The sequence below is a fragment of the Pseudomonas sp. TCU-HL1 genome, assembly GCF_001708505.1.
Lineage (GTDB): Bacteria > Pseudomonadota > Gammaproteobacteria > Pseudomonadales > Pseudomonadaceae > Metapseudomonas.
In genome coordinates this window covers 5,060,180-5,082,099 of sequence record NZ_CP015992.1, presented here as the reverse complement: position 1 = coordinate 5,082,099, position 21,920 = coordinate 5,060,180, and the positions used below count along the sequence as shown (strand labels likewise).

The 21,920-nt window shown below is 65.1% G+C and carries 22 protein-coding genes; 7 read left to right on the top strand and 15 right to left on the bottom strand.

Going from position 1 to position 21,920, the window contains the following annotated elements:
- Positions 1-5: 5 nt before the first annotated feature.
- On the bottom strand, positions 6-413 hold the full coding sequence (locus THL1_RS23330) for an ACT domain-containing protein (protein ID WP_069085457.1): 408 nt from the start codon (positions 411-413) through the stop codon (positions 6-8).
- 100 nt (positions 414-513) lie between these two features.
- Here THL1_RS23330 and THL1_RS23325 point away from each other — a divergent pair, with 100 nt between their 5' ends.
- Positions 514-1,410 carry a LysR family transcriptional regulator ArgP gene (locus tag THL1_RS23325; RefSeq protein ID WP_069085456.1) on the top strand — a complete coding sequence of 299 codons (897 nt, stop codon included), beginning with the start codon at positions 514-516 and terminating at the stop codon, positions 1,408-1,410.
- 76 nt (positions 1,411-1,486) lie between these two features.
- Here the strand turns inward: THL1_RS23325 and THL1_RS23320 are convergent, their stop codons facing one another.
- Positions 1,487-2,530, bottom strand: a complete 1,044-nt coding sequence (locus THL1_RS23320) for a saccharopine dehydrogenase family protein (protein ID WP_069085455.1) — start codon at positions 2,528-2,530, stop codon at positions 1,487-1,489.
- Positions 2,531-2,724: 194 nt separating this feature from the next.
- Between THL1_RS23320 and THL1_RS23315 the strand changes: the two genes are divergently transcribed.
- Entirely contained in the window at positions 2,725-3,714 is a 990-nt protein-coding gene (locus THL1_RS23315) for an NAD-dependent epimerase/dehydratase family protein (protein WP_069085454.1), read from the top strand.
- Between the two features lie 4 nt (positions 3,715-3,718).
- Here the strand turns inward: THL1_RS23315 and THL1_RS23310 are convergent, their stop codons facing one another.
- Complete coding sequence (locus THL1_RS23310) at positions 3,719-3,982, bottom strand: hypothetical protein (protein ID WP_069085453.1); 264 nt, start codon at positions 3,980-3,982, stop codon at positions 3,719-3,721.
- Between the two features lie 301 nt (positions 3,983-4,283).
- On the opposite strand from THL1_RS23310, the gene THL1_RS23305 reads away from it, so the two are divergent.
- On the top strand, positions 4,284-5,135 hold the full coding sequence (locus THL1_RS23305) for an ATPase (protein ID WP_069085452.1): 852 nt from the start codon (positions 4,284-4,286) through the stop codon (positions 5,133-5,135).
- 302 nt (positions 5,136-5,437) lie between these two features.
- Here THL1_RS23305 and THL1_RS23300 read toward each other — a convergent pair whose 3' ends face one another.
- From THL1_RS23300 to THL1_RS23255, 10 genes are all read right to left on the bottom strand, one after another.
- The gene (locus THL1_RS23300; protein ID WP_069085451.1) at positions 5,438-6,745 is read right to left on the bottom strand and encodes an OprD family outer membrane porin; all 1,308 of its coding nucleotides are present in this window, start codon (positions 6,743-6,745) and stop codon (positions 5,438-5,440) included.
- A gap of 183 nt (positions 6,746-6,928) precedes the next feature.
- On the bottom strand, positions 6,929-7,699 hold the full coding sequence (locus tag THL1_RS23295; RefSeq protein ID WP_069085450.1) for an IclR family transcriptional regulator: 771 nt from the start codon (positions 7,697-7,699) through the stop codon (positions 6,929-6,931).
- Between the two features lie 88 nt (positions 7,700-7,787).
- Positions 7,788-9,272, bottom strand: coding sequence for an amidase (locus THL1_RS23290; RefSeq protein ID WP_069085449.1), 1,485 nt, complete (start codon positions 9,270-9,272; stop codon positions 7,788-7,790).
- The gene (locus THL1_RS23285) at positions 9,273-10,601 is read right to left on the bottom strand and encodes a citrate-proton symporter (RefSeq protein ID WP_069085448.1); all 1,329 of its coding nucleotides are present in this window, start codon (positions 10,599-10,601) and stop codon (positions 9,273-9,275) included.
- Positions 10,602-10,628: 27 nt separating this feature from the next.
- Positions 10,629-11,840 carry a M20 aminoacylase family protein gene (locus tag THL1_RS23280; protein WP_069085447.1) on the bottom strand — a complete coding sequence of 404 codons (1,212 nt, stop codon included), beginning with the start codon at positions 11,838-11,840 and terminating at the stop codon, positions 10,629-10,631.
- Positions 11,841-12,072: 232 nt separating this feature from the next.
- On the bottom strand, positions 12,073-12,405 hold the full coding sequence (locus THL1_RS23275) for an amidase (protein WP_069085446.1): 333 nt from the start codon (positions 12,403-12,405) through the stop codon (positions 12,073-12,075).
- Entirely contained in the window at positions 12,402-13,517 is a 1,116-nt protein-coding gene (locus THL1_RS23270; protein ID WP_069085445.1) for a serine hydrolase domain-containing protein, read from the bottom strand. Before THL1_RS23270 ends, THL1_RS23275 begins: the two co-directional genes overlap by 4 nt.
- A 108-nt stretch (positions 13,518-13,625) precedes the next feature.
- Positions 13,626-14,411, bottom strand: coding sequence for an MBL fold metallo-hydrolase (locus THL1_RS23265; RefSeq protein ID WP_069085444.1), 786 nt, complete (start codon positions 14,409-14,411; stop codon positions 13,626-13,628).
- A gap of 185 nt (positions 14,412-14,596) precedes the next feature.
- Complete coding sequence (locus tag THL1_RS23260; RefSeq protein WP_237234742.1) at positions 14,597-15,634, bottom strand: IS110 family transposase; 1,038 nt, start codon at positions 15,632-15,634, stop codon at positions 14,597-14,599.
- 280 nt (positions 15,635-15,914) lie between these two features.
- Entirely contained in the window at positions 15,915-16,799 is an 885-nt protein-coding gene (locus THL1_RS23255) for an acyl-CoA dehydrogenase family protein (protein ID WP_069085442.1), read from the bottom strand.
- Positions 16,800-16,935: 136 nt separating this feature from the next.
- Here THL1_RS23255 and olsB point away from each other — a divergent pair, with 136 nt between their 5' ends.
- Positions 16,936-17,706 carry an L-ornithine N(alpha)-acyltransferase gene (olsB, locus tag THL1_RS23250; RefSeq protein WP_069085441.1) on the top strand — a complete coding sequence of 257 codons (771 nt, stop codon included), beginning with the start codon at positions 16,936-16,938 and terminating at the stop codon, positions 17,704-17,706.
- Between the two features lie 8 nt (positions 17,707-17,714).
- Complete coding sequence (locus THL1_RS23245) at positions 17,715-18,488, top strand: lysophospholipid acyltransferase family protein (RefSeq protein WP_177343850.1); 774 nt, start codon at positions 17,715-17,717, stop codon at positions 18,486-18,488.
- A gap of 7 nt (positions 18,489-18,495) precedes the next feature.
- On the opposite strand, the gene THL1_RS23240 is transcribed toward THL1_RS23245, so the two are convergent.
- Complete coding sequence (locus tag THL1_RS23240; RefSeq protein WP_069085440.1) at positions 18,496-19,350, bottom strand: universal stress protein; 855 nt, start codon at positions 19,348-19,350, stop codon at positions 18,496-18,498.
- A gap of 68 nt (positions 19,351-19,418) precedes the next feature.
- Complete coding sequence (locus tag THL1_RS23235) at positions 19,419-20,000, bottom strand: ACP phosphodiesterase (RefSeq protein ID WP_069085439.1); 582 nt, start codon at positions 19,998-20,000, stop codon at positions 19,419-19,421.
- Positions 20,001-20,127: 127 nt separating this feature from the next.
- Here THL1_RS23235 and THL1_RS23230 point away from each other — a divergent pair, with 127 nt between their 5' ends.
- Positions 20,128-20,436, top strand: a complete 309-nt coding sequence (locus THL1_RS23230) for an ArsR/SmtB family transcription factor (protein ID WP_069085438.1) — start codon at positions 20,128-20,130, stop codon at positions 20,434-20,436.
- 165 nt (positions 20,437-20,601) lie between these two features.
- Complete coding sequence (locus THL1_RS23225; RefSeq protein WP_069085437.1) at positions 20,602-21,651, top strand: alkene reductase; 1,050 nt, start codon at positions 20,602-20,604, stop codon at positions 21,649-21,651.
- Positions 21,652-21,920 lie beyond the last annotated feature (269 nt).

Below are 21,920 nucleotides of genomic sequence, written 5' to 3'. Positions count from 1 at the left end.
CTTGTTCACTCCGTATGGGCGTTGGCCGCAAGGGCCCGCAGGGTGGATAGGGCGCGCTCGGCGTCGGCGCTGGCGACGAACAGGTGGTCGTGGAAATAACCGGCCACCACGTTGCAGCTGACGCCCGCCTGGGCCAGTGCGCCAGCGAATGCGGCGGTCAGACCCACGGCGCTGAGGGAGGAATGCACGTCCAGGGTGATCCACGCCGCGGTGTAGTCATAGGTCAGTCCCAGGCGGTCGGCGTCGCCGCGTTCGAGGATCACCGTCAGCCCTTCGCGCTCGCGAAAGCTGCCGATCGGTACGCAGCCCTCCAGCCGGGCGGCATCGATCAGGGTGCAGAACACGTACTGGCCGGGGTTGAGTTGCGGCGACATGTTGCGGATCAGGGTAGAGAGAGCGGTTTCGCCGGCCATGGTGCTTCCTTCGCTACGACGGGTTGGGATGTGGCGAGTGTGTGGCGCGACCCTGTATAAGGAAAACGAATCATGCTGATCTATCATTAGGAAATCTGATTTGTTCGACTACAAGTTACTGGCGGCCCTGGCGGCCGTGGTGGAGCAGGGTGGGTTCGAGCGCGCGGCCCAGTTGCTGGGCTTGTCGCAGTCGGCTGTGTCACAGCGGATCAAGCTGCTGGAGGCCAGGGTCGGCCAGCCGGTACTGATACGCGCCGCGCCGCCTGCACCGACCGAGGTGGGTACACGCCTGCTCAACCATGTGCAGCAGGTGCGCCTGCTGGAACGGGATCTGCAACGCCAGGTGCCGGCGCTGGAGGAAGGCGGTATGCCGGAGCGCCTTCGCATTGCTCTCAATGCCGACAGCCTGGCGACCTGGTGGGCGGCAGCGGTCGGGGACTTCTGCGCCGAACAGCGGGTGCTGACGGATCTGGTGGTAGAGGATCAGGAGGTGGGCCTGAAACGCATGCGCGCCGGTGAAGTGGCCGCCTGTGTCTGCGCTGCCGAGCGGCCGGTGGCGGGGGCCCGCAGCCTGCTGTTGGGTGCCATGCGTTACCGCGCCCTGGCCAGCCCGGCCTTCATCGAACGGCATTTTCCCAAGGGGGTGACGCCGACGGCGCTGGCGCGTTCACCGGCCATCGTGTTCGGACCGGATGACCTGTTGCAGCATCGCTACCTGCAGGCTCTCGGTGTCGACGGCGGCTTCATCCACCACCTGTGCCCCTCATCCGAAGGCTTCGTACGCCTGACCGAAGGGGGGCTGGGCTGGGGGCTGGTGCCGGAGCAGCAGGTCGTCATTCAGATGGCGCGGGGTGAACTGCAGGAACTGATTCCCGACCACCCCATCGACGTGCCGCTCTACTGGCACCATTGGCGCCATGGCGGCGAGCTGCTCAGTCTGCTCACCGACCACCTGGCCAGGGCCGCCAGCCGCTGGCTGGTTCCCCTGGCACGTTGAAAGCCTGCCTTCCCGGGAGGGAGTCCGCGATACCTATCAGCCAGGGTGCCTGCATCGCGGAGCTTTCGCTGCGGGGCTAGGCCGTGATGCGGATCTGCCCTGAGCCGGGCAATTGTTCTATGCAGCGGTCACCGAGCAGCAGCGAGGGTGTGAAGTAGCCGCCTTCACCCTGGTAATCCAGCATATGGCGCACAGCATGCAGCACGCCATGCACCGTGACCTGGTAACCATTGGCGGTTTCCAGGTAGGCGGTGCGACGTTCGCCGGCCGCATTGCGGACCTCGCCCCAGACCCAGGTGGGCCTGCGTACGCGGGTGACTTCGTCCGGCCCCCTGAGGTTGCGGGTCACCAGTCCCTTCAACTTGCCCTGTATCCACTCGCCGGCCAGCAGGCCGCGCAGCGGATCGCTCAGGCGCATGCCCAGCGCCAGCGCGGCGGGCGCCGGCAGATAGACCTCGATATTGGGAATGCCGGTGGAGTAGAAGGCAGTGGCCACATCGCCCCAGGGGATGGTCACCGCAGATTTCGTTCCGCGCCCGAAGTCGATCTCGCGGCGGCGATGGCCCAGGGGCACCGGGCGCAGACGGCCGTTCTCGCGCACCTGGCCACCCTGGGCCAGGCCCTCGATGCTGGTCTTGGCGGTGCCCGGCGACAGCCCGCTGTCGCTGTCGAAGCCCAGGGCCAGGTGAGTGGCGTCCGGTAGGGCGGTCTTGAGGCAGGCCGCCACGCAGTCGGTGGGGATGACGTCGAACCCCACGCCGGGGCAGATCACAATGCCGGCCTTGCGTGCCGCCGCATCCTGGGCATGGGCGAGGGCGAACACGGTGATTTCGCCGGTGATGTCCAGGTAGTGGGTGCCGCTGGTGAGGCAGGCCTGGATCATCGGCGTACTAGTGGCGGAGAAGGGGCCGGCGCAATGGGCGACCACCGAGACGCCTTCCAGGCGCTCCGCAGCGTGGACCGGGTCGCTCAGGTCGAAGACCCGGGTCGGCAGGCCGAGACGGCTGCCCAGGGCTTCCAGCCGGGCCGGGTCGCGGCCGGCGAGGATCGGTACTTTCCCTTGCCGCAGGGCTTCCTCGGCCACCAGTTGGCCGGTGTAGCCGTAGGCGCCATAGATCATCCAGGTTTTCGTGCTCACTGCGTGGTTCCTCGGCGGTGGTTTCGCAAACAAAGGTAGCCCACGGCACCGGCTCGGGCGGGAACGATGGCCGGGGTTAGCGTTCAGAGTCGTTCTATTGGCTCGCGACGCCACACCTGGCAGGCGCCAGGGCTGCTAGAGTCGCGGGCATCACAAGGTGTACCAAGGGGCGACTGATGAAGATTCTGGTGACGGGGGCGAGTGGGTTCATCGGCGGGCGTTTTGCCCGTTTCGCCCTGGAGCAGGGGCTCGATGTGCGGGTGAACGGCCGCCGTCCCGAAGGGGTGGAGCATCTGGTGAAGCGGGGCGCCGAGTTCATCCAGGGCGACCTGTCGGACCCGGAACTGGTGCAGCGTCTGTGCCACGAAGTCGATGCGGTGGCGCACTGCGCGGGTGCGGTGGGCGTCTGGGGCAAGTACGAGCATTTCTACCAGGCCAACGTGCAGGTCACCGAGAACGTGGTGGAAGCGTGCTTGAAGCAGCGGGTGCGGCGACTGGTGCATCTGTCGTCACCGTCCATCTACTTCGACGGCCGTGCTCATGTGGGGATCGGCGAAGAGCAGGTGCCCAAGCGCTTCTCCGACCACTATGGCGCGACCAAGTACCTGGCCGAGCAGAAGGTCTTCGCCGCCGAGGAGTTCGGCCTCGAAGTCATTGCCTTCCGCCCGCGATTCGTCACCGGCGCCGGCGACACGAGCATCTTCCCCCGGCTGATCGCCATGCAACGCAAGGGGCGACTGAAGATCATCGGCAACGGCCTGAACAAGGTTGACTTCACCAGTGTGCAGAACCTCAATGATGCCCTGCTCAGTGGCCTGCTGGCCGCCGGCCCGGCGCTGGGCCAGGCCTACAACATTAGCAATGGCCAGCCGGTACCGTTGTGGGACGTGGTCAACTACGTGCTGCGCAAGCTGGGCGAGCCCCAGGTGACCCGCCATGTCCCCTATGGGCTCGCCTACAGTGCCGCGCTGTTGAACGAATCGGTTTGCAAGCTGCTGCCGGGGCGTCCGGAGCCGTCACTCTATCGCCTGGCCGTGGCGGTGATGGCCAAGGACTTCTCCCTGGATATCAGCCGCGCGCGGCAGTACTTGGACTACGACCCGCAGGTAAGCGTGTGGGCGGCACTGGATGAGTTCTGTGCCTGGTGGGGGGCGCAGCAGCCCTGATCGGCTAGCCCCTCAAGGGACCCGCGTATTGCGTGTACTTCCTGATCAGCTCCTCTTCGCTGAGCACCGGCGGCTTCTGGCGCACGCCGGTCAGGCTGCTGAGGTGCTCGCCCAGTTCGCGCGTGGCGTCGTGCTGGGATTCGGCGCAGGCGTTGAGCATGGACAGAACGGCATCGGGCTGACTGAGGCGGATATCCACAGCCTGTTCTTCGCGGAGCTGGCGCCGCAGGGCCTGCATGCAATCCAGTACAGCCTTGGTCAATTCCATTCCTTCTTCCCCCATGGTTGAAGATGGTCCGCCCTGGTCCTGGCGGATCTGGAGTGCGCCGGAGCCGACGACCCGGCCTGGCGCTTTCCTGGCATGCCCCGTGCTGGGGCTGGCAACTGGCTAGCAAACCCCGTACCAGGCGCCGGAGGCCGGAACTGCCGGGCTCCGGCGTGGTCAACCGAGGGTCGCTGCTCCCCTGCGGTGCAATCCGCACTGCCGTGGCGCGACGCTGAAGACCGCCGTGCGAACCGGTATACTTCCGGGCATTCGCGGTTCTGCGTTTCTCCCCAAAGGTCCCCCCATGCGTAATGACGCCCTCGACGAAGTGGATGATGTCCCCAGCCTGACCACCGATGACCGTGATCGTGACGAGTTCGATCATCACCCGGCCGCCGCCGAATCCCTGCATCACCGCCACAATGGCCATTCCGCCGCCGCACCCGCGGTCAAGGGCGCCAGCACCGGCCCGCTCTGGGCCCTGGTCGTTGCTCTGGTGGTTGCCCTCTGCGGCCTGGGTTGGTGGAGCTTCCAGCAGATCAGCCTGATGGAGCAGCAGCTGGTCGCTACTCAGGAAAGCTTCGCCCGCATCAGCGAAGAAGCGGCCGGCCGCATCCAGGATATCTCCGGCAAGGTGGTTGCCACTGAATCCAACATCACCAGCGGCAGCGAGTCCTTGAAGCTGCAGCTCAAGCAACTGCAGGCCAAGGTGGCCGAACTGTCCAGGCAGCAAGCCGCGGCCAGCGCCCAGCTTGGCAGCCAGGGCAAGCGCGTCGACCAGCTTGCCGCCGACGTCAGGACCGTCCAGAGCGCCGCGACCCAGGTGGGTAGCCAGCTGGGCAGCAAGCTCGATGGCCTGGCCGCCGAGCAGACCAGGCTGAAAGCCGCCCAGGGCGATATCGCCCAGTTCGACAGCCGCCTGAAAGGCCTGGGCAGTGATGTCGAAGCTCTGAAGAGGCAGGGGAATCCGAACCAGGCGATCAAGGGCCTGGAGCAGGATCTGCTGGTACTGCGCAGCGAACTGGATAACCGTCCGGCCCCCTCCCAGGGCGCCAGCACCGCCGAGTTCGATGCGTTCCGCGCGCAGATGACCCGCAACATCAGCACTCTGCAAACCCAGGTGCAGAACCTGCAGCAGCAGCTCAACATGCGCTGATCCGCTGGTTTGACGAAAGCCCCCGTGCCTTGTGGTCCGGGGGCTTTTTGATGAGTGATTTGACGCTCTGGTGCAATGACTAGTGAGCTGATTTGGTGATGGCGGCCCGGCTCATTACCGAGTGGGTATCAGGTTTCTGTTTCGCCTTGCCGGGCGAGTCCCTTTGGCTGTCGTCGGGATGCCCCACCGCCTCTGCAACGTTTCAGGCTCGTGTGGGCTTCCGGATGCTTGGGCCTCGCCGGCGCGAGTCACCCCTCTCCTCTTCTGGGAGAGGGGTTGGGGGAGAGGGGGCGTCGCGACCTTCAGAACTTGAAGACGTAACTCATATAAACCCGCTCGGCATTGTGGGTGATGATCCCTGCAGGCCCGCGTGAGGTGCTGGTGCGTTCGATGCCGTCCGGCTGCCCCTTGGTATGAAACTCATTGTGCAACCAAGCCAGGCTCAAACCTTTCAGAAGGCCGTCGAAGCTGTATTGCAATACGCTCTGGAATTCACGCCGGGAGAATCCCTCATAACCGGCAGCGTGGTCAGAGAATGCATAGTGGACGTCCAGCCTTAGTTGTGGAATGCCAATGGCCGAGAAGTTTGTTCCGCCCATCAGCTTGAACATCTCTTCATCTTCAACGCCGAAGAAGTAAAACAACTTTGCGCTGCTGTTCCAGGCACCGTGGTCCTTGCTGAAGAACACCCGGTCGAAGTCATCGCCGCGAACTTTGTTGTAGGTCATGCCCAAGTAGTAGTTGGCTGTCCGGTACTTGGCAGACAGATCGACGTATCGCGCATCGTGGGAGCTCTCCGCCCGGTAGAGGCCGAGTACGCCGCCGTATTCGAATCGGTCCCCGGCATCCTGCTGCATGCCATGGGTGGCGTAGAGATCGATAAAACGGCCGGCACCCAGGTTGACGCTGTGCTCCAGCTTGAGGGAGGCAGCGCGCAGGTACTGGTGGGATTCGGCGTACTCGCCCAGCAGCCGGCTGCCGAAGGGCAACTGGTAGTTCAGGGCGTAGAGCTGCAGCTTGTCGATTCTTTCGCCGCGGAAATTGGTCAAGTCATCGCCCCAGCCGTTCTCGTTGCGTGGGCTGAACTGCCCGATATGGCTGTAGCGCAGGGTCAGGCCACCGACGCGGTAGTCCGCGTCCAGGCCCAGCGTGCCGGCGGGGAGGATACGTGTGGCGTCGTCGAAGTACTGGGCGTAGCGGCGAACCTTCTTGCCGCCGCCGACCACCAGTTCGCCCGCGTCGCCCTGAAGGCGGCCACGGAGGTAGGCTTCCAGTGGTTTCGCCAGGCCGTGAGGCGATTGCACCGAGTCGTCGGGTTCGAGGTTGCTGATGCTGTTGGCCTCGTCGCCGACGCGCAGGTCATCGGCCAAGCCATAGCTGTAATCCATGCCGAGCACATCGCGGTACCAGCCGGAGTTGAAGCTGAATTGCGTACCCTGAACCCATTCGTCACGGGTGGGGCCGACGCCATCACCATTGTTTTCCTTCCAGTAGAACTGGCTGTAACGCATCGAGGTGACACTGTCAGCGATAAAACCATCGGCACTTGCACTCCCGGCCAATAAGCATCCGGCAATCCCTGCCAGGTACTTGCAGCGAACGTTGTACATCTCATCACCTTTATTCTTGTGTTTTGACGGTAAGGCCGATGTTCGGGCCGGGCTCTATTGTCGAATCACGTGAATAAAGGGCAATCCAATTGAGTTCCACACTATGGAATGCGTATTCCACGTGCGCGCGGGAAGTTGCCGCCGAAGTTTAGGGCGGTAACTTCCAGGTTTAGGTGGGTGGACTCAGCCTAGATTGTTCTGCAATTGGCTGATGGTTTCGGCCAGGCTGCCGAGATGTCGCTGCTGGACACTTTCGACGCTGTAGGCATCCCGTGGCCAGTGCAAGGCGATGCTGCCTACCAGTCGCCCCTGATTGCGTATCGGCAGGGCGACGGCGCGAATCAGGAAGGGCAGGCGCACCGCATATTCCCAGGAGCCTTCGGTGCGTTCGCCGAAGCCCAGGTTGTGTGCCTGTTCATGGGCGCGCAACAGGTCGTCACCGCTCAGCCGGTGGCGCTGGGCCAGGCGCTGGACCTCGGCGCTGTCCAGTTCGCCCAGGCAGGCCTTGCCCATGGCCGAGTGGAACAGACTGGCCTGCAGGCCAACCACCAGGCGGTTGACCGGGTAGCGTTTGCGCAGCACCTCAGGAATGGAACTCTCCATCACGTGCAGGTCATCGCCATCGAAGAACGACAGGTCCGCCACCAGCCCGGTGCGTTCGCTAAGCTCGCGCAGTAGCGGCGCGGCCTGCTCCACCAGATGCCGGCTGAAGCGCTGGATGGGATCGCCGAACAGTCGCCGTGCGCGCAGCCGGTAACGGCGGTCGCACAGGCCACGGTAGATCCAGTCCTGTTCCAGCAGGGTATGCAGCAGGCGCGATACGGTGGCCTTGGGCAGGCCGGTGAGGTAGTGCAGTTCCTCCAGCCCCAACTCCTGGTGTTCACCGAGCAGTTCGACGATCGCCAGCGCCCGTTCCACTGACCTCACCGTGCCATGTTCGTCTCTGCCCTGCATGTCCGTCCCCTGCCGCGTCTCGGCTGTATCCACTGTGATGACGCTGCAAGATCGGGACCTGAATTTGCCGGCCGCGCTTGCCATTCGCTTAGCGAGCCTCTTGCAGCAACGGTGGCGGGCAGTTGCGTACCCACTGGGTGAGCTGTTCGTGGGCGTGGGCCAGTTGCAACACCGCCAGGTCGGCCTGGGCCGGGCCCAGAATCTGCAGACCCATGGGCAGGCCGGCGGGGTTGAACCCCACCGGAACGCTCATCGCCGGGATGCCGGCCAGGGTGGCGCCGATCACCACTTCCATCCAGCGGTGGTAGGTGTCCATTTCGTGGCCGGCTATGGCTTTGGGCCAGTGCAGCGTTGCATCGAAAGGAAACACCTGCGCACTGGGCAGAAGCAGGAAGTCGTAACGCTCGAAGAGTTTTTCCAGCGCGCGGTGCCAGTCGCTGCGATCCACCGAGGCCTGGTAGACGTCCGCAGCGCTGAGGCCAAGGCCGCTTTCCACTTCCCAGATCGCTTCGGGCTTGAGTTGCGCGCGCCGCGCCGGATCGGTGTGGGCCCCGGCCAGGCTGCCGGCCACCAGCCACTGGCGGTGCACCAGCCAGCAGCGCCAGAGTCGCTCCATGTCGAACGCCGGCAGGCAGTCCTCGACCTGGCAACCCAGGTCGCGGAAATCCGCCAGGGCGCTTTCGCAGAGGGCCAGCAGGCCGTGTTCCATGGGCAGGTGGCCGCCCAGGTCGCCCAGCCAGCCTATGCGTGCGCCGTCGAAGTCGCGCTGCAATGGGCCAATCAGATCGGCCGCGCTGGCCAGCGCCAGCGGCGTGGCGCGATGGGGGCCGGCCTGGGTGCGCAGCAGTGCCGCCACATCGGCCACGCTGCGGCCCATGGGGCCCTCCGTGGCCAGTTGCTGGGCGAACAGTTCCGGCGTGGGGCCAAAGGGAACGCGGCCCAGGGACGGACGCAGGCCATAGACGTTATTGAAGGCGGCCGGGTTGCGTAGCGAGCCCATCATGTCGCTGCCATCGGCGACCGGCAGCAGGCGCAGGGCCAGGGCAGCCGCCGCGCCACCGCTGCTACCACCCGCGCAGAGGCTCGGGTCATAGGCATTGCCGGTGGTGCCGAACACGCTGTTGTAGCTTTGCGAGCCGAGGCCGAACTCCGGCACGTTGGTCTTGCCGATGAAGATCGCGCCGGCCGCCCGCACCCGCGAGACGGCGATGGCGTCGTGCTGGGCGACCTGCCCGGCAAACAGCGGTGAACCCATGCTGGTGGGCAGGCCGGCACAGGCGGCGAGGTCCTTCACTGCTTGCGGCATGCCGTGCATCCAGCCCAGCCATTGGCCGTTGGCCAACTGGCGGTCGCGCTTGTCGGCGTCGCTCAGCAGCGCCTCAGCCGGCCGCATGGCGACCACGGCGTTGACCTGTGGATTGAATCGGTCGATCTGTTCCAGGTAGGCCTGCATCACTTCACGGCAGGACAGCTGACGCGAGCGAATGGCCTCCGACAAGGGCAGGGCGTCCAGCGCGACGATTTCCTCCTGCAGCGAACCAGCGGCAGGACGAGGGACTTCGAAACGGGTCATTTACAGGCTCCGGGCAGCAGTGGCGATCACCTCGCGGCGCTGGCGGCGCTCCAGGGCGGCGGGGGCGCCCTCGCGGAGGAACCAGGCGGACACCAGGCCGATGCTGGCGGCCAGCAGCACGTAGTAGGCTGGCGAAACGGGGTCGCCGGTGGTCTTGGTCAGCCAGGTGACGATGAAGGGGGCGAAGCCGCCGAAGAGCATCACGCCAACGTTGTTGGACAGGGCCAGGCCAGTGGAGCGGACCCCGGTGGGGAACTGCTCGGCGCCGGCCGTAGGGCCCGGCCCGTAGACGGTGCCGATGGCGGTGCACAGCAGCAGTTGCATGAACAGCAGGCGTTCCAGGCTGGGGGCGGCGGCAACCCAGGTGAACAGCGGGTAGACCAGCAGCAGGAAGGCCAGGGTGCCCGCCAGGAGCACCGGGCGGCGCCCGAGATGGTCGGAGAGGGCGCCGGCCAGCGGGATCACAACGGTCATCAGGGCGACCGCCGCCATCTGCACCATGAACACCTGGTCCAGGGGCAGCCCGAGCTGCTTATGGGCGAAGGTGGGCATGTTCACCAGCACCACATAGAAGGCCACGGTGCCGCAGATGGTGTTGCCCAATGTCACCAGCACGGCGCGGCGATTCTCCCGCAGCATCCGGAAGAAGCTCACGGACTCTCCGCTCTGGGCCTCGCGGGCTTCGAGGAAGGCTTCGGTCTCTTCCATGTGGCGGCGCATCCACATCCCCACCGGGCCGATCAGAAGACCGACGATGAAGGGCACCCGCCAGCCCCAGCTGTCCAGCGCTTCAGGAGAGAGGGTGTGGGTCACCAGGGCGCCCATGCCAGAGCCGGCGAACACCGCCAGGCACTGGCCGAACAGTTGCCAGGCACCGTAGAGGCCCCGACGGTTGGCTGGCGCGCTCTCCACCAGGTATGCAGTGGCGCTGGCGTACTCGCCACCGGTGGCGAAGCCCTGGAGCATGCGTGCGACCACGATCAGCAGCGGGGCACCCAGGCCAATGGCGGCGTAGTCGGGGGCGAAGGCGATCAGGGCGATGGACAAGGTCATCAGCAGGATGATCAGTTGCATGGCCGCCTTGCGGCCCTTGCGGTCGGCGTAGAGACCGAGCAGTACACCGCCGACCGGGCGCATGAAGAAGCCGACGCCGAAGGTGGCCAGGGCCATCAGCAGAGAGGTGTATTCGCTTTCGGAGGGGAAGAACAGCCGGGCAATGATGCTCGACAGGAAGCCATAGACGATGAAGTCGTACCACTCGAGGGCGTTGCCGATGACGGCAGCGGTCACCTGACGGGAACGCGAGGTTCCGCTCTGGGAAGCGTGCATGGGTAATCTCCGGAGTCTGGTGTTGGGCTAGGCGGCAGTGGCAGAAGCCTGGGAAGGCGCGGCGGATTCCTGGAACCAGGTTTCCGTCAGCGCGGCCCAGTACGCAGCGCCGCGCACCAGGATGTCGTCGTTGAAGTCGTATCCGGGGTTGTGGACCATTGGTCGTCCGGCTCCAGTGCCATTGCCGATGAACAGGTAGCTGCCGGGGCAGCGCTGGAGCATCCAGGCGAAGTCTTCGCTGCCCATCACGGTGGGGGCGTCCTGCACGTGCTCAATGCCCGCCAGCTCCTCGCCCACGCGACGGGCAAAGGCGGTCTCCGCCGAACTGTTGACCAGCACGGGGTAGGCCGGACGATGTTTGACAGTCGCACGGCAGCCGTAGCTTTCAGCCTGGCTGTGGATGATCGCCTGAACCCGCTCCAGGACCTGCTCGCGCACGTTCGCATCCAGCGCGCGCAGGCTGAGGCGCAACAGGGCGCTCTGGGGAATCACGTTGGCGGCCTCGCCAGCCTGCAGGGCACCGACTGTGACTACCGCCGCCTGTTGCGGGTCGACGTTGCGTCCCACCACGGTCTGCAGCGCCATCACGGTGCTGGAGGCCGCCACCAGCGGGTCGACGGACAGGTGCGGCATGGAGCCGTGGCCGCCGACGCCTTCGATCACGACTTCCAGCAGGTCCTGCGAGGCCATCAGTGAGCCCGCGCGGAAGCACAGGTGGCCGGCTTCCAGACCGGGCATGTTGTGCATGCCGAACAGCGCCTCGCAGGGGAAACGCTCCAGCAGTCCATCGGCGAGCATGGCTTCGGCGCCGCCCTGGCCTTCCTCGGCTGGCTGGAAGATCAGGTTGAGGGTACCGTCGAACGGGCGGGTGGCGGCCAGGTAGCGCGCCGCACCCAGCAGCATCGCCGTATGGCCGTCGTGGCCACAGGCATGCATGCGGCCAGTGTGGCAGCTGCTGTAGGTGAGGCCTGTGGCTTCGACGATGGGCAAGGCGTCCATGTCGGCGCGCAGGCCCAGGGTGCGATTGGCGGAGCCGTTGCGCAGCACGCCGACCACACCGGTGTGGCCGATGCCGCTGTGTACCTCATAGCCCCATTCGCCCAGCAGCCGGGCCACCAGGGCCGCGGTGCGCTGTTCTTCAAAACCGAGTTCCGGGTGAGCGTGGATGTCCTGGCGAAGCACCTTGAGTTCGTCGGCGACGTCGTCGAGCCAGGCCTGGATGTGTGCGTAACGGGTCATTGTTGTTGTTCTCCTCGTTGGGGCGACTGCCGACTTGCGCGGCTGCCTTTCAGCTAACCGCGAGGGCGAAAGGAGAACAATCGAAGGTGGTTCCGCAGAGTGGAACCGGGGGCAGAGTCGGGGAGAGGGCTGCGTTGAGCTTCGCTCCGCTCAGACACAACCTACGGGGACATCGGGGCGGTCCGTAGGTTGGGCTGAGTCCACGAAGCCCAACAGGCCAGGCGCGAATGCCTCAGAGTGTGCTGTCCGCCTCCGGCATCAACCGGCAGCCCTGGTGAGGGCTGACCCAGGCCGCCGTATTGCTGTGGCCGAGGCCGCTGGCGGTCACGCGCTTGTGCTCGGCGTCGTCGAGGAAGCCGCTGGTGGGCACGTACTGCTTCACATAGCCCTGGCAGTAGTCGGCGGAGTTGCCCATCACGTAGCGGCAGGAGCAGTACTCCTTGGCGGTGTAGGCGCTGATGATGCCGGGGAAGGCGGCCAGGTGGGCGCGGTTCTGCCAGACCAGCGCTGCCAACAGGATCAGCGCCAGCATTAGCAGACTGAGGACGGGGCGACGGACGATCACGGCTGCACCTCCGGGGCGAACGCGGAAAGGGCCAGTTTGAGGAAGTCGTTGTGGTGGTAGCTGCCGTCGCGGTCATCGGCATAGCGCACGATCACCAGCTTCTGGCTGGGCAGTACGTAGAGCGCCTGGCCCCAATGGCCGAGGGCGGCGAAGGCATCTCCCGGGGCGTCTGGCCACGGCTTCGTAGCGCCGGCCAGTTGGGCGTTGAGCCACCAGTGGCCACCCGGTACGGCTTCGCCCGGCGAGGCGGCGGGGTCTGGCCGGTAGTCGGCGAAGGGCTTGCGGTTGAACGCTACCCAGTCTGCCGGCAGCAACTGGCGCTCGCCCCAGCGGCCGCCGCGCTGCATCAAGAGGCCTACGCGGGCCAGGTCGCGGGCGGTCAGGTAGATGTAGGAGGAACCGACGTAGGTGCCGGCGGCGTCGGTTTCCCATACCGCCGAGCGGATTCCGAGCGGCTCGAACAGCGCGCGCCAGGGGTACTCCGCATAGGCCTGCTCGCCGACCATGCCGCGCAGCGCGGCGGACAGCACATTGGTGTCGCCGCTGGAGTAGCGGAAACGCTTGCCGGGCACGGCGTCCAACGGATGGTCGGCGGCGAAGGCGGCCATGTCGCCACGGCCACGGGTGTAGAGCATGGCCACCACTGAGGACTTCAGCGGGGCGTACTCGTAGTCCTCCTGCCAGGCGAGGCCTGAGGCCCAGTGCAGCAAGTGGTCCAGACGGACGTCGGGATGGCCGGAAAAATCCGGGTAGTAGCGCGCCACGGGGTCATCGAGTTTGAAGCGGCCTTCGCCGTAGGCCACGCCAAGGACGGACGCCAGCAGGCTCTTGCTCACCGACCAGGTGAGGTGCGGGGTCTGCGCGCGGGTGGGGCCGGTGTAGTGCTCGTAGATGAGTTCGCCATCGCGGATCACTACCACGGCGTCTGTGCGCACACCCTTGCGGCCGGCGTCGTCGCGTGTGGGGAAGGCATAGGATTCGAAGGCCTGTACGGCGTTTCCACTGGGCGCGGGGCCTTGCTGCCAGTCGGCAGCGGGCCAGGTTTCAGCCTGGGCCAGGCCCGCCGTCAAGCCCAGAGTCAGGGCAAGCGGGCGAAGAAAGGGGATGGGCATCGGTGGGCCTCTTGTCGTTATCGACGGGCGCAACCTAGCACGGAGATCATGACGGTAAAAAGCGCCGAACGCGCCGCCTAATGCGGTTATTCAGCGCGATAGGTCAGTTCAGCGTGGCAGGCGATAGTCGTCCGGACCGAGCAGGTCGAGGCCGCATTCCAGGTTCTCGATCCAGTAGAGGAAGGCGTTGATCATTTCCTTGCCAACGAAGGGGCGGCCGTGTTGCGGGACGATCATGTCCACGTCCATGCCGCGCACCATGCCGGCCCAGAGTCGGCACACCTTGTTGCTGGCCATGTAGCGGCGATGGAAGCCTTCCATGTTCGGCACATGGTTGACGAAGTCGCGCACCGGCGTGGCGTCTTCCACCAGCGAAGCCCCCATGTCGCCGGAGAAGAGAATGCGGCTGACCGGGTCATAGAGCTGGAAGTTGCCCACCGAATGGAGGAAGTGCGCCGGCACGGCTTTGAGCTGGCAGCGGCCGAGATTGATGGACTGACCGCGGTCGGGCAGGGCGATGATGCGGTCGTAGGTGGAGATACCGTGGCTGATGGCCAGGTAGTTGGCGGTCAGGTGCGGCAGGAAGCGCGCCCAGAGCTTGGAGCAGATCACCCGCGCGCGGGTATGCAGCAGCCACTTGTCCAGGGAGGCGATTATGTCCGGGTCCTGGTGGGAGGCGAAGATGTAGGTCAGGTCCTGCACCGGCATGTGCTTGGACAGTTCCAGCGACAGCGGGGTGTAGGTCAGGTCGCCGCCCGGGTCCAGCAGCAGATACTGCTCATGGTCGGTGATCAGAAACTGGTTGGATTGCACGCCGTCGCCGCTGACCAGATCGTCAAACATCAGGCATTGATGGGTGCCGTTGTCGAACAGCACGATGGGGTCGCGACGCATGTAAACCTCGATAGGAAAAACGACGCGCAGATGTAAGGCATTTCTGAGGTGCGAGTGCTGACCTGAGTCAATTCAGGCTGGCAGGTGGCGTCTTCTTGTGGAGCGATTTCAATCGCGAATGAATTCGCTCCCACAGGACCCCGACGCTCAAGGATGGGCTTCGGCCGTAGATACCGTCTTGTTTTTTACTTCGCAATAGCCAGTTTGGGATCAAACGGCTCGCCTGATTTAAGCACGCCATAAGCGATGCATAGCAGCTTGCGCATGGCTGCGCAGACGATCTGTTTGCCGGCCTTACCGGCGCTGCGCATGCGCTCGGCCAGCGCGCGGATAGCTGGGTTGTAGGTCAGGGATACGACGGCTGGCAGATAGAGTCCTGCGCGCAACCTGGCAGAGCCCATCCGCGAGATACGAACATGGCCCTTGAGCGTGCCTGAGTCTTGCAACTTCGGGTTCAGTCCTGCAAAGGCGGTGACCGCTCGACTGTCCTCAAAGCGCTGGATATCGCCAAGCTCGGCCAGCAAGAGTCCCGCGGTTCGGTCTGCAATGCCATCGATGCTCTTGAGCAGGTTCCGTTGCCCCTTGAGATCATCGTTGTCGTCGAAGTGTTTTTCGATCGCCGCCAGCGTGTCCTGGATCTGTTGGCGGATGTGCTTGAGCATCGACTGAATCAATTCAATAGCTTTGTCATCATGCGTCACATCCAGACGGTTTTGCTCCATCTGCTCCAGCTCCTGAAGATCTTTCAGGCGGTGCGTAAGTGCTCTGAGGCGGCGAATCTTCGGCTTTTCAGGCTCCCAGGCACGCAGCTTGTCCTGATGCCTGCGGCCGTACTCTGCAATCATCTTGGCACCGACCTTGTCGGTCTTCACGCGCTGCAACTGGCTACTGGCGTAACGCGCCGTCTGGCTAGGGTTTAGCACGCAGACCTTGTAACCCCGTTCGTACAGCCATTGGGCAAGGGCCTCGTGGTAAATACCTGTCGCTTCCATCACGACCCAGGCCTGCGGCTCTGCGTACTTGCTCAACCACTGCTGCAAAACTTCGAAGCCGCCCTGGTCATTGCCCAGCTTGGCCTTGGTGCGGTACTTGCCGTTGGCTTGCAAGGTGGCGATATCGAATGTGTGCTTGGCAATATCAATGCCGACAACAACTCCCATCATGTCCTCCTGTGAAGGGCTGATCGTCACTGCATCCGTCCTACCTTGTTGATGCGAGCTCAAAGCTCTGGATACCGTTCGGACTTACTGGATGAGTGCGGAGGAGCGCAGCGCAATCTACGTTACAAGCTCGAGGCTTTAGGGTGGACACGGCTTGCGGTTCCTCCCCCGATGATCAGTCGGGGACTATCGCCTCTGAGGAGGCTCAAGTCGAGATACAAGGGTGGACCACGCTCCATCGGTCCACCATTCGCGGCCTGGCATAGCGCCGCTGGTGGATGGAAAAGCGCCATCCACCCTACAGAGCTACGGCGTTGACATGGAATCCCCCGCAGGACAGCCGTCAGAGGCCCAGCGCGGCGAGGGCTTTCTCCAGCCGTTTCGCCCTCGGCCCACCGGCGATTTCCAGCACGCCCTGGTCGCGCTGCCAGAGCCGGGCCCATTCCGTCGGGCCGGCGGCGAAGGCAGCGTCCACCTCCGGTTTGAGCGCCTTGAACTCGGCAAAGAGCGCTGCCAGCAACAGGTGCATGGTGGGTGAGGTGGCGCATTGGCGCGACACCTCCGCCGCGCCCGTGAGCAGTCCCAGCAAACGCAGTTGCAGTGTATGGGGCCAGGCGTTGTCGCGGGACACGCCGTAGAGCCACCCGCCCAGGGCAGCGAGTACATGGAGGTCTTCGATGCTGCGGAAGGGTTTTACGTAGGCATCCCAGCCGTCGCCGGCCAGGCGCTCGCAGTGGGCGCCCTCCAGGTGCAGGCGGGCATGAGGGACATCGGGCATCAGCGGCAGCGGCTTGAGTGGCTCGATGCGCACGCCGGGCGCGCCATTGCGCACGACTGCCAGGGCCAGGCGCGGCGACTCGCCGTCGGCCTCTTCGCGCGCTGCCACCAGCAGCCAGTCGGCGGCATTGCCCGCGGTCACGAAGTCCTTGCGTCCATCGAGGGTGAGGCCCGTGAGGCGTGTCTGCAGGTCGGCCGGGCGCACGCTGCGGTTTTCGGTGACGCACAACGCGCCCAGGCTCCGCGGCGCCGACGGCCAGAGCAGACGCAGGGCACCTTGATAACCCGCAAGGAAGGCCAGCCCCGGCGTGGGCGCCAGCTTGCCGCCGAGCACCGCCAGCTCGAAGGGCGTGACCTCACCCAGGCGGTCCAGCATTGCGCCGTATCCGTCGTCCAGGGCCTGGCCGGAGGGCAGGCGGGTAGAAGCTTCGAGCAGGCGTTGCCAGGGCATTGGGCGCTCCTTGGGGGCTGTCATACAAGCATCATTGGACCGTCATGGTGGTGACACCGGGTCTACCTAGCCTGAGCTTGCACAACAAGATCGTCCGGCTGCAACCGGGATCGAGCCGGCCTACGGAGGCTTATTCATGACCCAGATCGCCATGACCCGCGACAGTGTCGCACCCAACGGGAAGAGTCCTCGCCGCCTGCAGGCCGAGCGCCTGGAAGGCGTTGCTGCATTGCGCGAGGCCCAGGCCCTGCGCTTCCGTGTCTTCAGTGCCGAGTTCGATGCCAAGCTGAAAGGCGCCGAGTTCGGTCTCGACATGGATGATTACGACCCGCACTGCCAGCACATCGGCGTGCGCGACCTGGAAAGCGGAGAGCTGGTGGCGACGACCCGCCTGCTCGACCACCAGGCCGCCCGCGACCTGGGCCGCTACTACAGCGAAGAGGAATTCAGCCTCCATGGGCTCGGTGAACTGCAGAGCCCGGTGCTGGAGATCGGCCGTACCTGCGTCGCCCCGACCTATCGCAACGGCGCCACCATCGCCGTGCTCTGGGGCGAGTTGGCCGAGGTGTTGAACGAGGGCGGTTACGGCTACCTGATGGGCTGCGCCAGCATCCCGATGCAGGACGGCGGCGTGCAGGCCCAGGCCATCATGCAGCGTCTGCGCGAACGCTACCTGTGCACCGAATACCTGCGTGCGGAACCGAAGAACCCGCTGCCGGCGCTGGAGCTGCCGGGCAATGTGATCGCCGAGATGCCGCCGCTGCTCAAGGCCTACATGCGCCTCGGCGCGAAGATCTGTGGCGAGCCGTGCTGGGACCCGGATTTCCAGGTGGCCGATGTATTCATCCTGCTCAAGCGCGACGAACTCTGCCCGCGCTACGCCCGCCACTTCAAGGCCGCGGTCTGAGGTCGGGCATGTTGAAGACCGCGCGTTTCTACGCCCGCGTCGCCCGGTTGCTGGCGGTGATCGGCCTTGGCTTGGCGCTGGCCGCCTGGGTCGGCCTGCTGGAGCGTCTGGGGCGGAGCGAGATGATGGCGACCCGGCAGCGCCTGACCCGCTGGTTCCTCGCGCGCCTGGCGGCTGCTCTGCCGTTTCGTGTCCGTGTCATCGGCCACGTGCCCGGGCAGCCGATGCTCTGGGTCAGCAACCACGTGTCCTGGACCGATATCCCGCTGCTCGGCGCCGTAGCGCCACTGTCGTTCCTGTCCAAGGCCGAGGTGCGCGCCTGGCCGGTGGCGGGCTGGCTCGCGCACAAGGCCGGTACCTTGTTCATCCGTCGAGGTTCGGGAGACAGCGGCCTGGTCGGCCAGCAGTTGGCCCGACACCTGGGCGCTGGCCGCCACTTGTTGATCTTCCCGGAAGGCACCACCACCGATGGCAGCCTGCTGAAGACGTTCCACAGTCGTCTGCTGACCAGTGCGGTGGAGACTGAGGTGCCGGTACAGCCCGTGGCGATCCGCTACCTGCGTGACGGTCAGCGGGACGAGGTGGCGCCCTTCATCGGTGAAGACGATCTGCTGTCGCACCTGGTGCGGTTGCTGCGTAGTGACCGGGTAGAGGTGGAAATCCAGTTGCTGGAGCCCATCCCCAGCCAAGGCCTGAGTCGTACGGTGTTGAGTCAACGGGCGAAGAGCGCCGTGCAACGGGCGCTCTTCGGTGAGGTGGAGAACGAGGCGCTGGCCGCCTGAGGGCGGGTCAAGCCTTGCTGGGCGGCACTGTGAGGATGTCGCAGTCCAGCTCGCGCATGGCTGCATCGGCCACGCTGCCGATCAACACCCGCTTCAATCCCGTCAGCCCGCGGGTACCCATCACCAGCAGGTCGGTGGGTTCGCGGTCCAGAACCCGGCGCAGGGCGATCATGGGCTGGCCTTCCTCGACCAGGCGCTGACCCACCATGCTGCCCAGTTCTTCCCGAAGCAGGAACTCGTGCAGCGCGGCGGCGGCCCGGTGGCGTTCGGCGGAGCGGTCACCCAGAATCGTTCCGGCGCCAGTGCCGGCCACCAGCACGCTTCCCAGCGAGTCGAAGGCGTACAGCGCCCTTGCTCCGTCCGCGGGCAGCAGACCCAGTTCACGGGCGGTGCGCATGGCCTGGGCAGAGCCGGGGGAGCAGTCCGCGGCGAGCAGCGGCGCCCGATAGTCGTCCTCGACGTCCTTGTTCACCAGCAGGATGGGCACATGGCTGGTGCGCACCAGGCGCTCCAGGGTGGTACCGACGAAGATGTCGCGCAGCGGACTCTTGCGGTGGCTGCCGACTACCAGCAGGTCGATTTCGGTCCAGCGGGTGCACTCGGCGATGTGTTTGGCCGGGTCGCCCACTTCCACCCAGATTTCCGGGGCGCGGCCAGCCAGTTCGGTGAACGCGTCCACGTGTTCATTCAGGTAGCGGCGGACGTATTCCACTTCCCGTTCGAGCCTCGGTTGCGGCTGGTCTTCGTCGACCACGTGGAGGATGAACCAGGGGCAGTCGAACTGCCGGACCAGTCGGGCGGCGCGCCGCAAGGCGAGGTCGGAGCGGTTGGAAAGATCGGTTGCCAGCATCAGCGCTTTCATCGGGGACTTCCATAGTCAGAGTCTGTGGCCATTGCACTGCAAGCGCCGGGGGCCTCCCTTGATGCAGGTCAACCGAGGCTTTGTTGGCTTCCCGCGAAGTGCTGGAGCTGTGGATAGAACTGACGGAAGTCATCGCAGAGGGGCTGATAGAGCGCTTCCAGCTCCGCCATGGCGCCGTTCAGCGCCTCCGGTCGCGAGAGGCGCCGAGCCATGCCGGCGATGACCAGTTCCAGGGTTTCGAAGTCCCGGTAGCTGCCCAGCCAGTCCTGGGCGGCCATGCGTGGGGCGATCAGTGCCAGGCGGCCAGGCAACTCGGGTTCGGCGCCGAGCACCTGGTAAACGTGGTGGGTGAAGATGTCCAGCGGTTCGTTGGCGTAGAGCTCCCAGTCGCGCGCCAGGCAATGGTCGAAGAACACGTCCAGCAGGATGCCGGCAAAGCGTCGCCGTTCGCTGGGGAAGCGCAGCTTGGCCTGGGTGATCAGCGGGTGGCTGTCGGTGAAGGCGTCGATGCGCCGGTGCAGGCGGATGCCGGCTTCGATATCCGCTGGCCAGCGCCCCGCCAGCGGCCCCTTGACGAAGTCGCCATAGAGGCTGCCGAGCAGTTGTGCCGGCTGTGAGCCGCCGAGGTGGAGGTGGGCGAGGTAGTTCATCGGTTGAGCTTAACTCAGGCGGGAGACGCTTCCATCATGAGCGTTGATGACGACTATCGGCACAAACGATCCTGTATCGTCATTTCTCGATATAAAGTTCGCTCCATCTCGATATACGAATCCGGCCATGAGCACCATCATCGACTTCGACGAAATCATCAAGGCACTGGCGCACCCTGTGCGGCGAGAGATGCTGCAGTGGCTCAAGGAGCCGGAGAAGTATTTCGTCGAACAGGACCATCCCTTCGAGATCGGCGTTTGCGCCGGCAAGTTCGACCAGCGCTGCGGGCTTTCCCAGTCCACCGTGTCGGCGCACCTGGCTACCTTGCAGCGTGCGGGGCTGGTGACCAGTCGCAAGGTGGGCCAGTGGAACTTCTTCAAACGCAATGAAGCCGTCATCGCTGAATTTCTTCGCCAGATGAGCGACGAGCTGTAACTGCAGCACCTGCCTACAACCCGCAATTTTCCAGGAGCAGGCACATGCCTACTGCGCTTCTCGCCCTCACTTTGTCCGCATTCGCGATAGGCACCACCGAACCTGTCATCCAGCAACCGTAACCCCGAGCTGCAAGCGGCTCTCGACTGACCCGAGGTAAATGACATGCCCACGCTCTTCGACCCGATCAAGATCGGCGATCTGGAACTTTCCAACCGCATCATCATGGCGCCGCTGACCCGCTGCCGCGCCGACGAGGGCCGCGTGCCCAACGCGCTGATGGCCGAGTACTACACCCAGCGCGCCAGCGCCGGGCTGATCATCAGCGAAGCCACCTCCGTCACCCCCTTGGGCGTCGGCTACCCGGACACCCCCGGCATCTGGTCCGACGAGCAGGTGAAGGGCTGGAGCAATATCACCAAGGCCGTGCACGCCAACGGCGGCAAGATCGTCCTGCAGCTGTGGCACGTGGGCCGTATTTCCGACCCCAGCTACCTGGGCGGTGAAGTCCCGGTAGCGCCGAGCGCCATCGCCGCCAAGGGGCACGTCAGTCTGCTGCGTCCGCTGCGTGACTACCCGGTGCCGCGCGCTCTGGAAACAGAAGAGATCGCCGACATAGTCGACGCCTACCGCGTGGGTGCCGAGAACGCGCAGGTCGCCGGTTTCGACGGTGTGGAAATCCACGCCGCCAACGGTTACCTGCTGGACCAGTTCCTCCAGGACGGAACCAACCAGCGTAGCGACCAGTACGGCGGCACCATCGAGAACCGTGCGCGCCTGCTGCTGGAGGTCACCGATGCGGCGATCAAGGTCTGGGGCGCTGGCCGCGTGGGTGTGCACCTGTCGCCGCGCGCCGATCTGCATGACATGGGCGATTCCGACCTGTCTGCCACCTTCGGCTACGTCGCCCGCGAACTGGGCAAGCGTGGCGTGGCCTTCATCTGCACCCGCGAGCGGGAAGGCGCGGACAGCCTGACGCCGCAACTGAAGGACGCCTTCGGTGGCGTGTTCATCGCCAACGAGCGCTTCACCAGGGACAGCGCCAATGCCTGGCTGGCAAGCGGCAAGGCCGATGCCGTCGCCTTCGGCGTTCCCTTCATCGCCAACCCGGACCTGCCCGAGCGCCTGCGCCTGGATGCACCGCTGAACGATCCGCGCCCGGAACTCTTCTACGCCAAGGGCCCGGTGGGCTATATCGACTACCCGCGCCTGTAACAGCGCAACCCTCTTGAGAGAAGCCCCGCGCCGCAAGGACGGGGCTTTTTCATTGCGGGCCGGATAACGCCCTGTGGGAGCGCATTCATTCGCGATTTGGGCGACTGGGGCCATCCTGGCCTTCCCTCTCCCGGAGGGAGAGGGAAGTAATGGTCTGCATCCTCTGGTAGCTTTGCATCCATTGCCCGTCCGTCGGGATCGCCCCAGGTGGAACCTGACGGTGATCCGTGTGACCAATGGAGTCCGGCCTGAGTCTCTGGGCCGTCAGC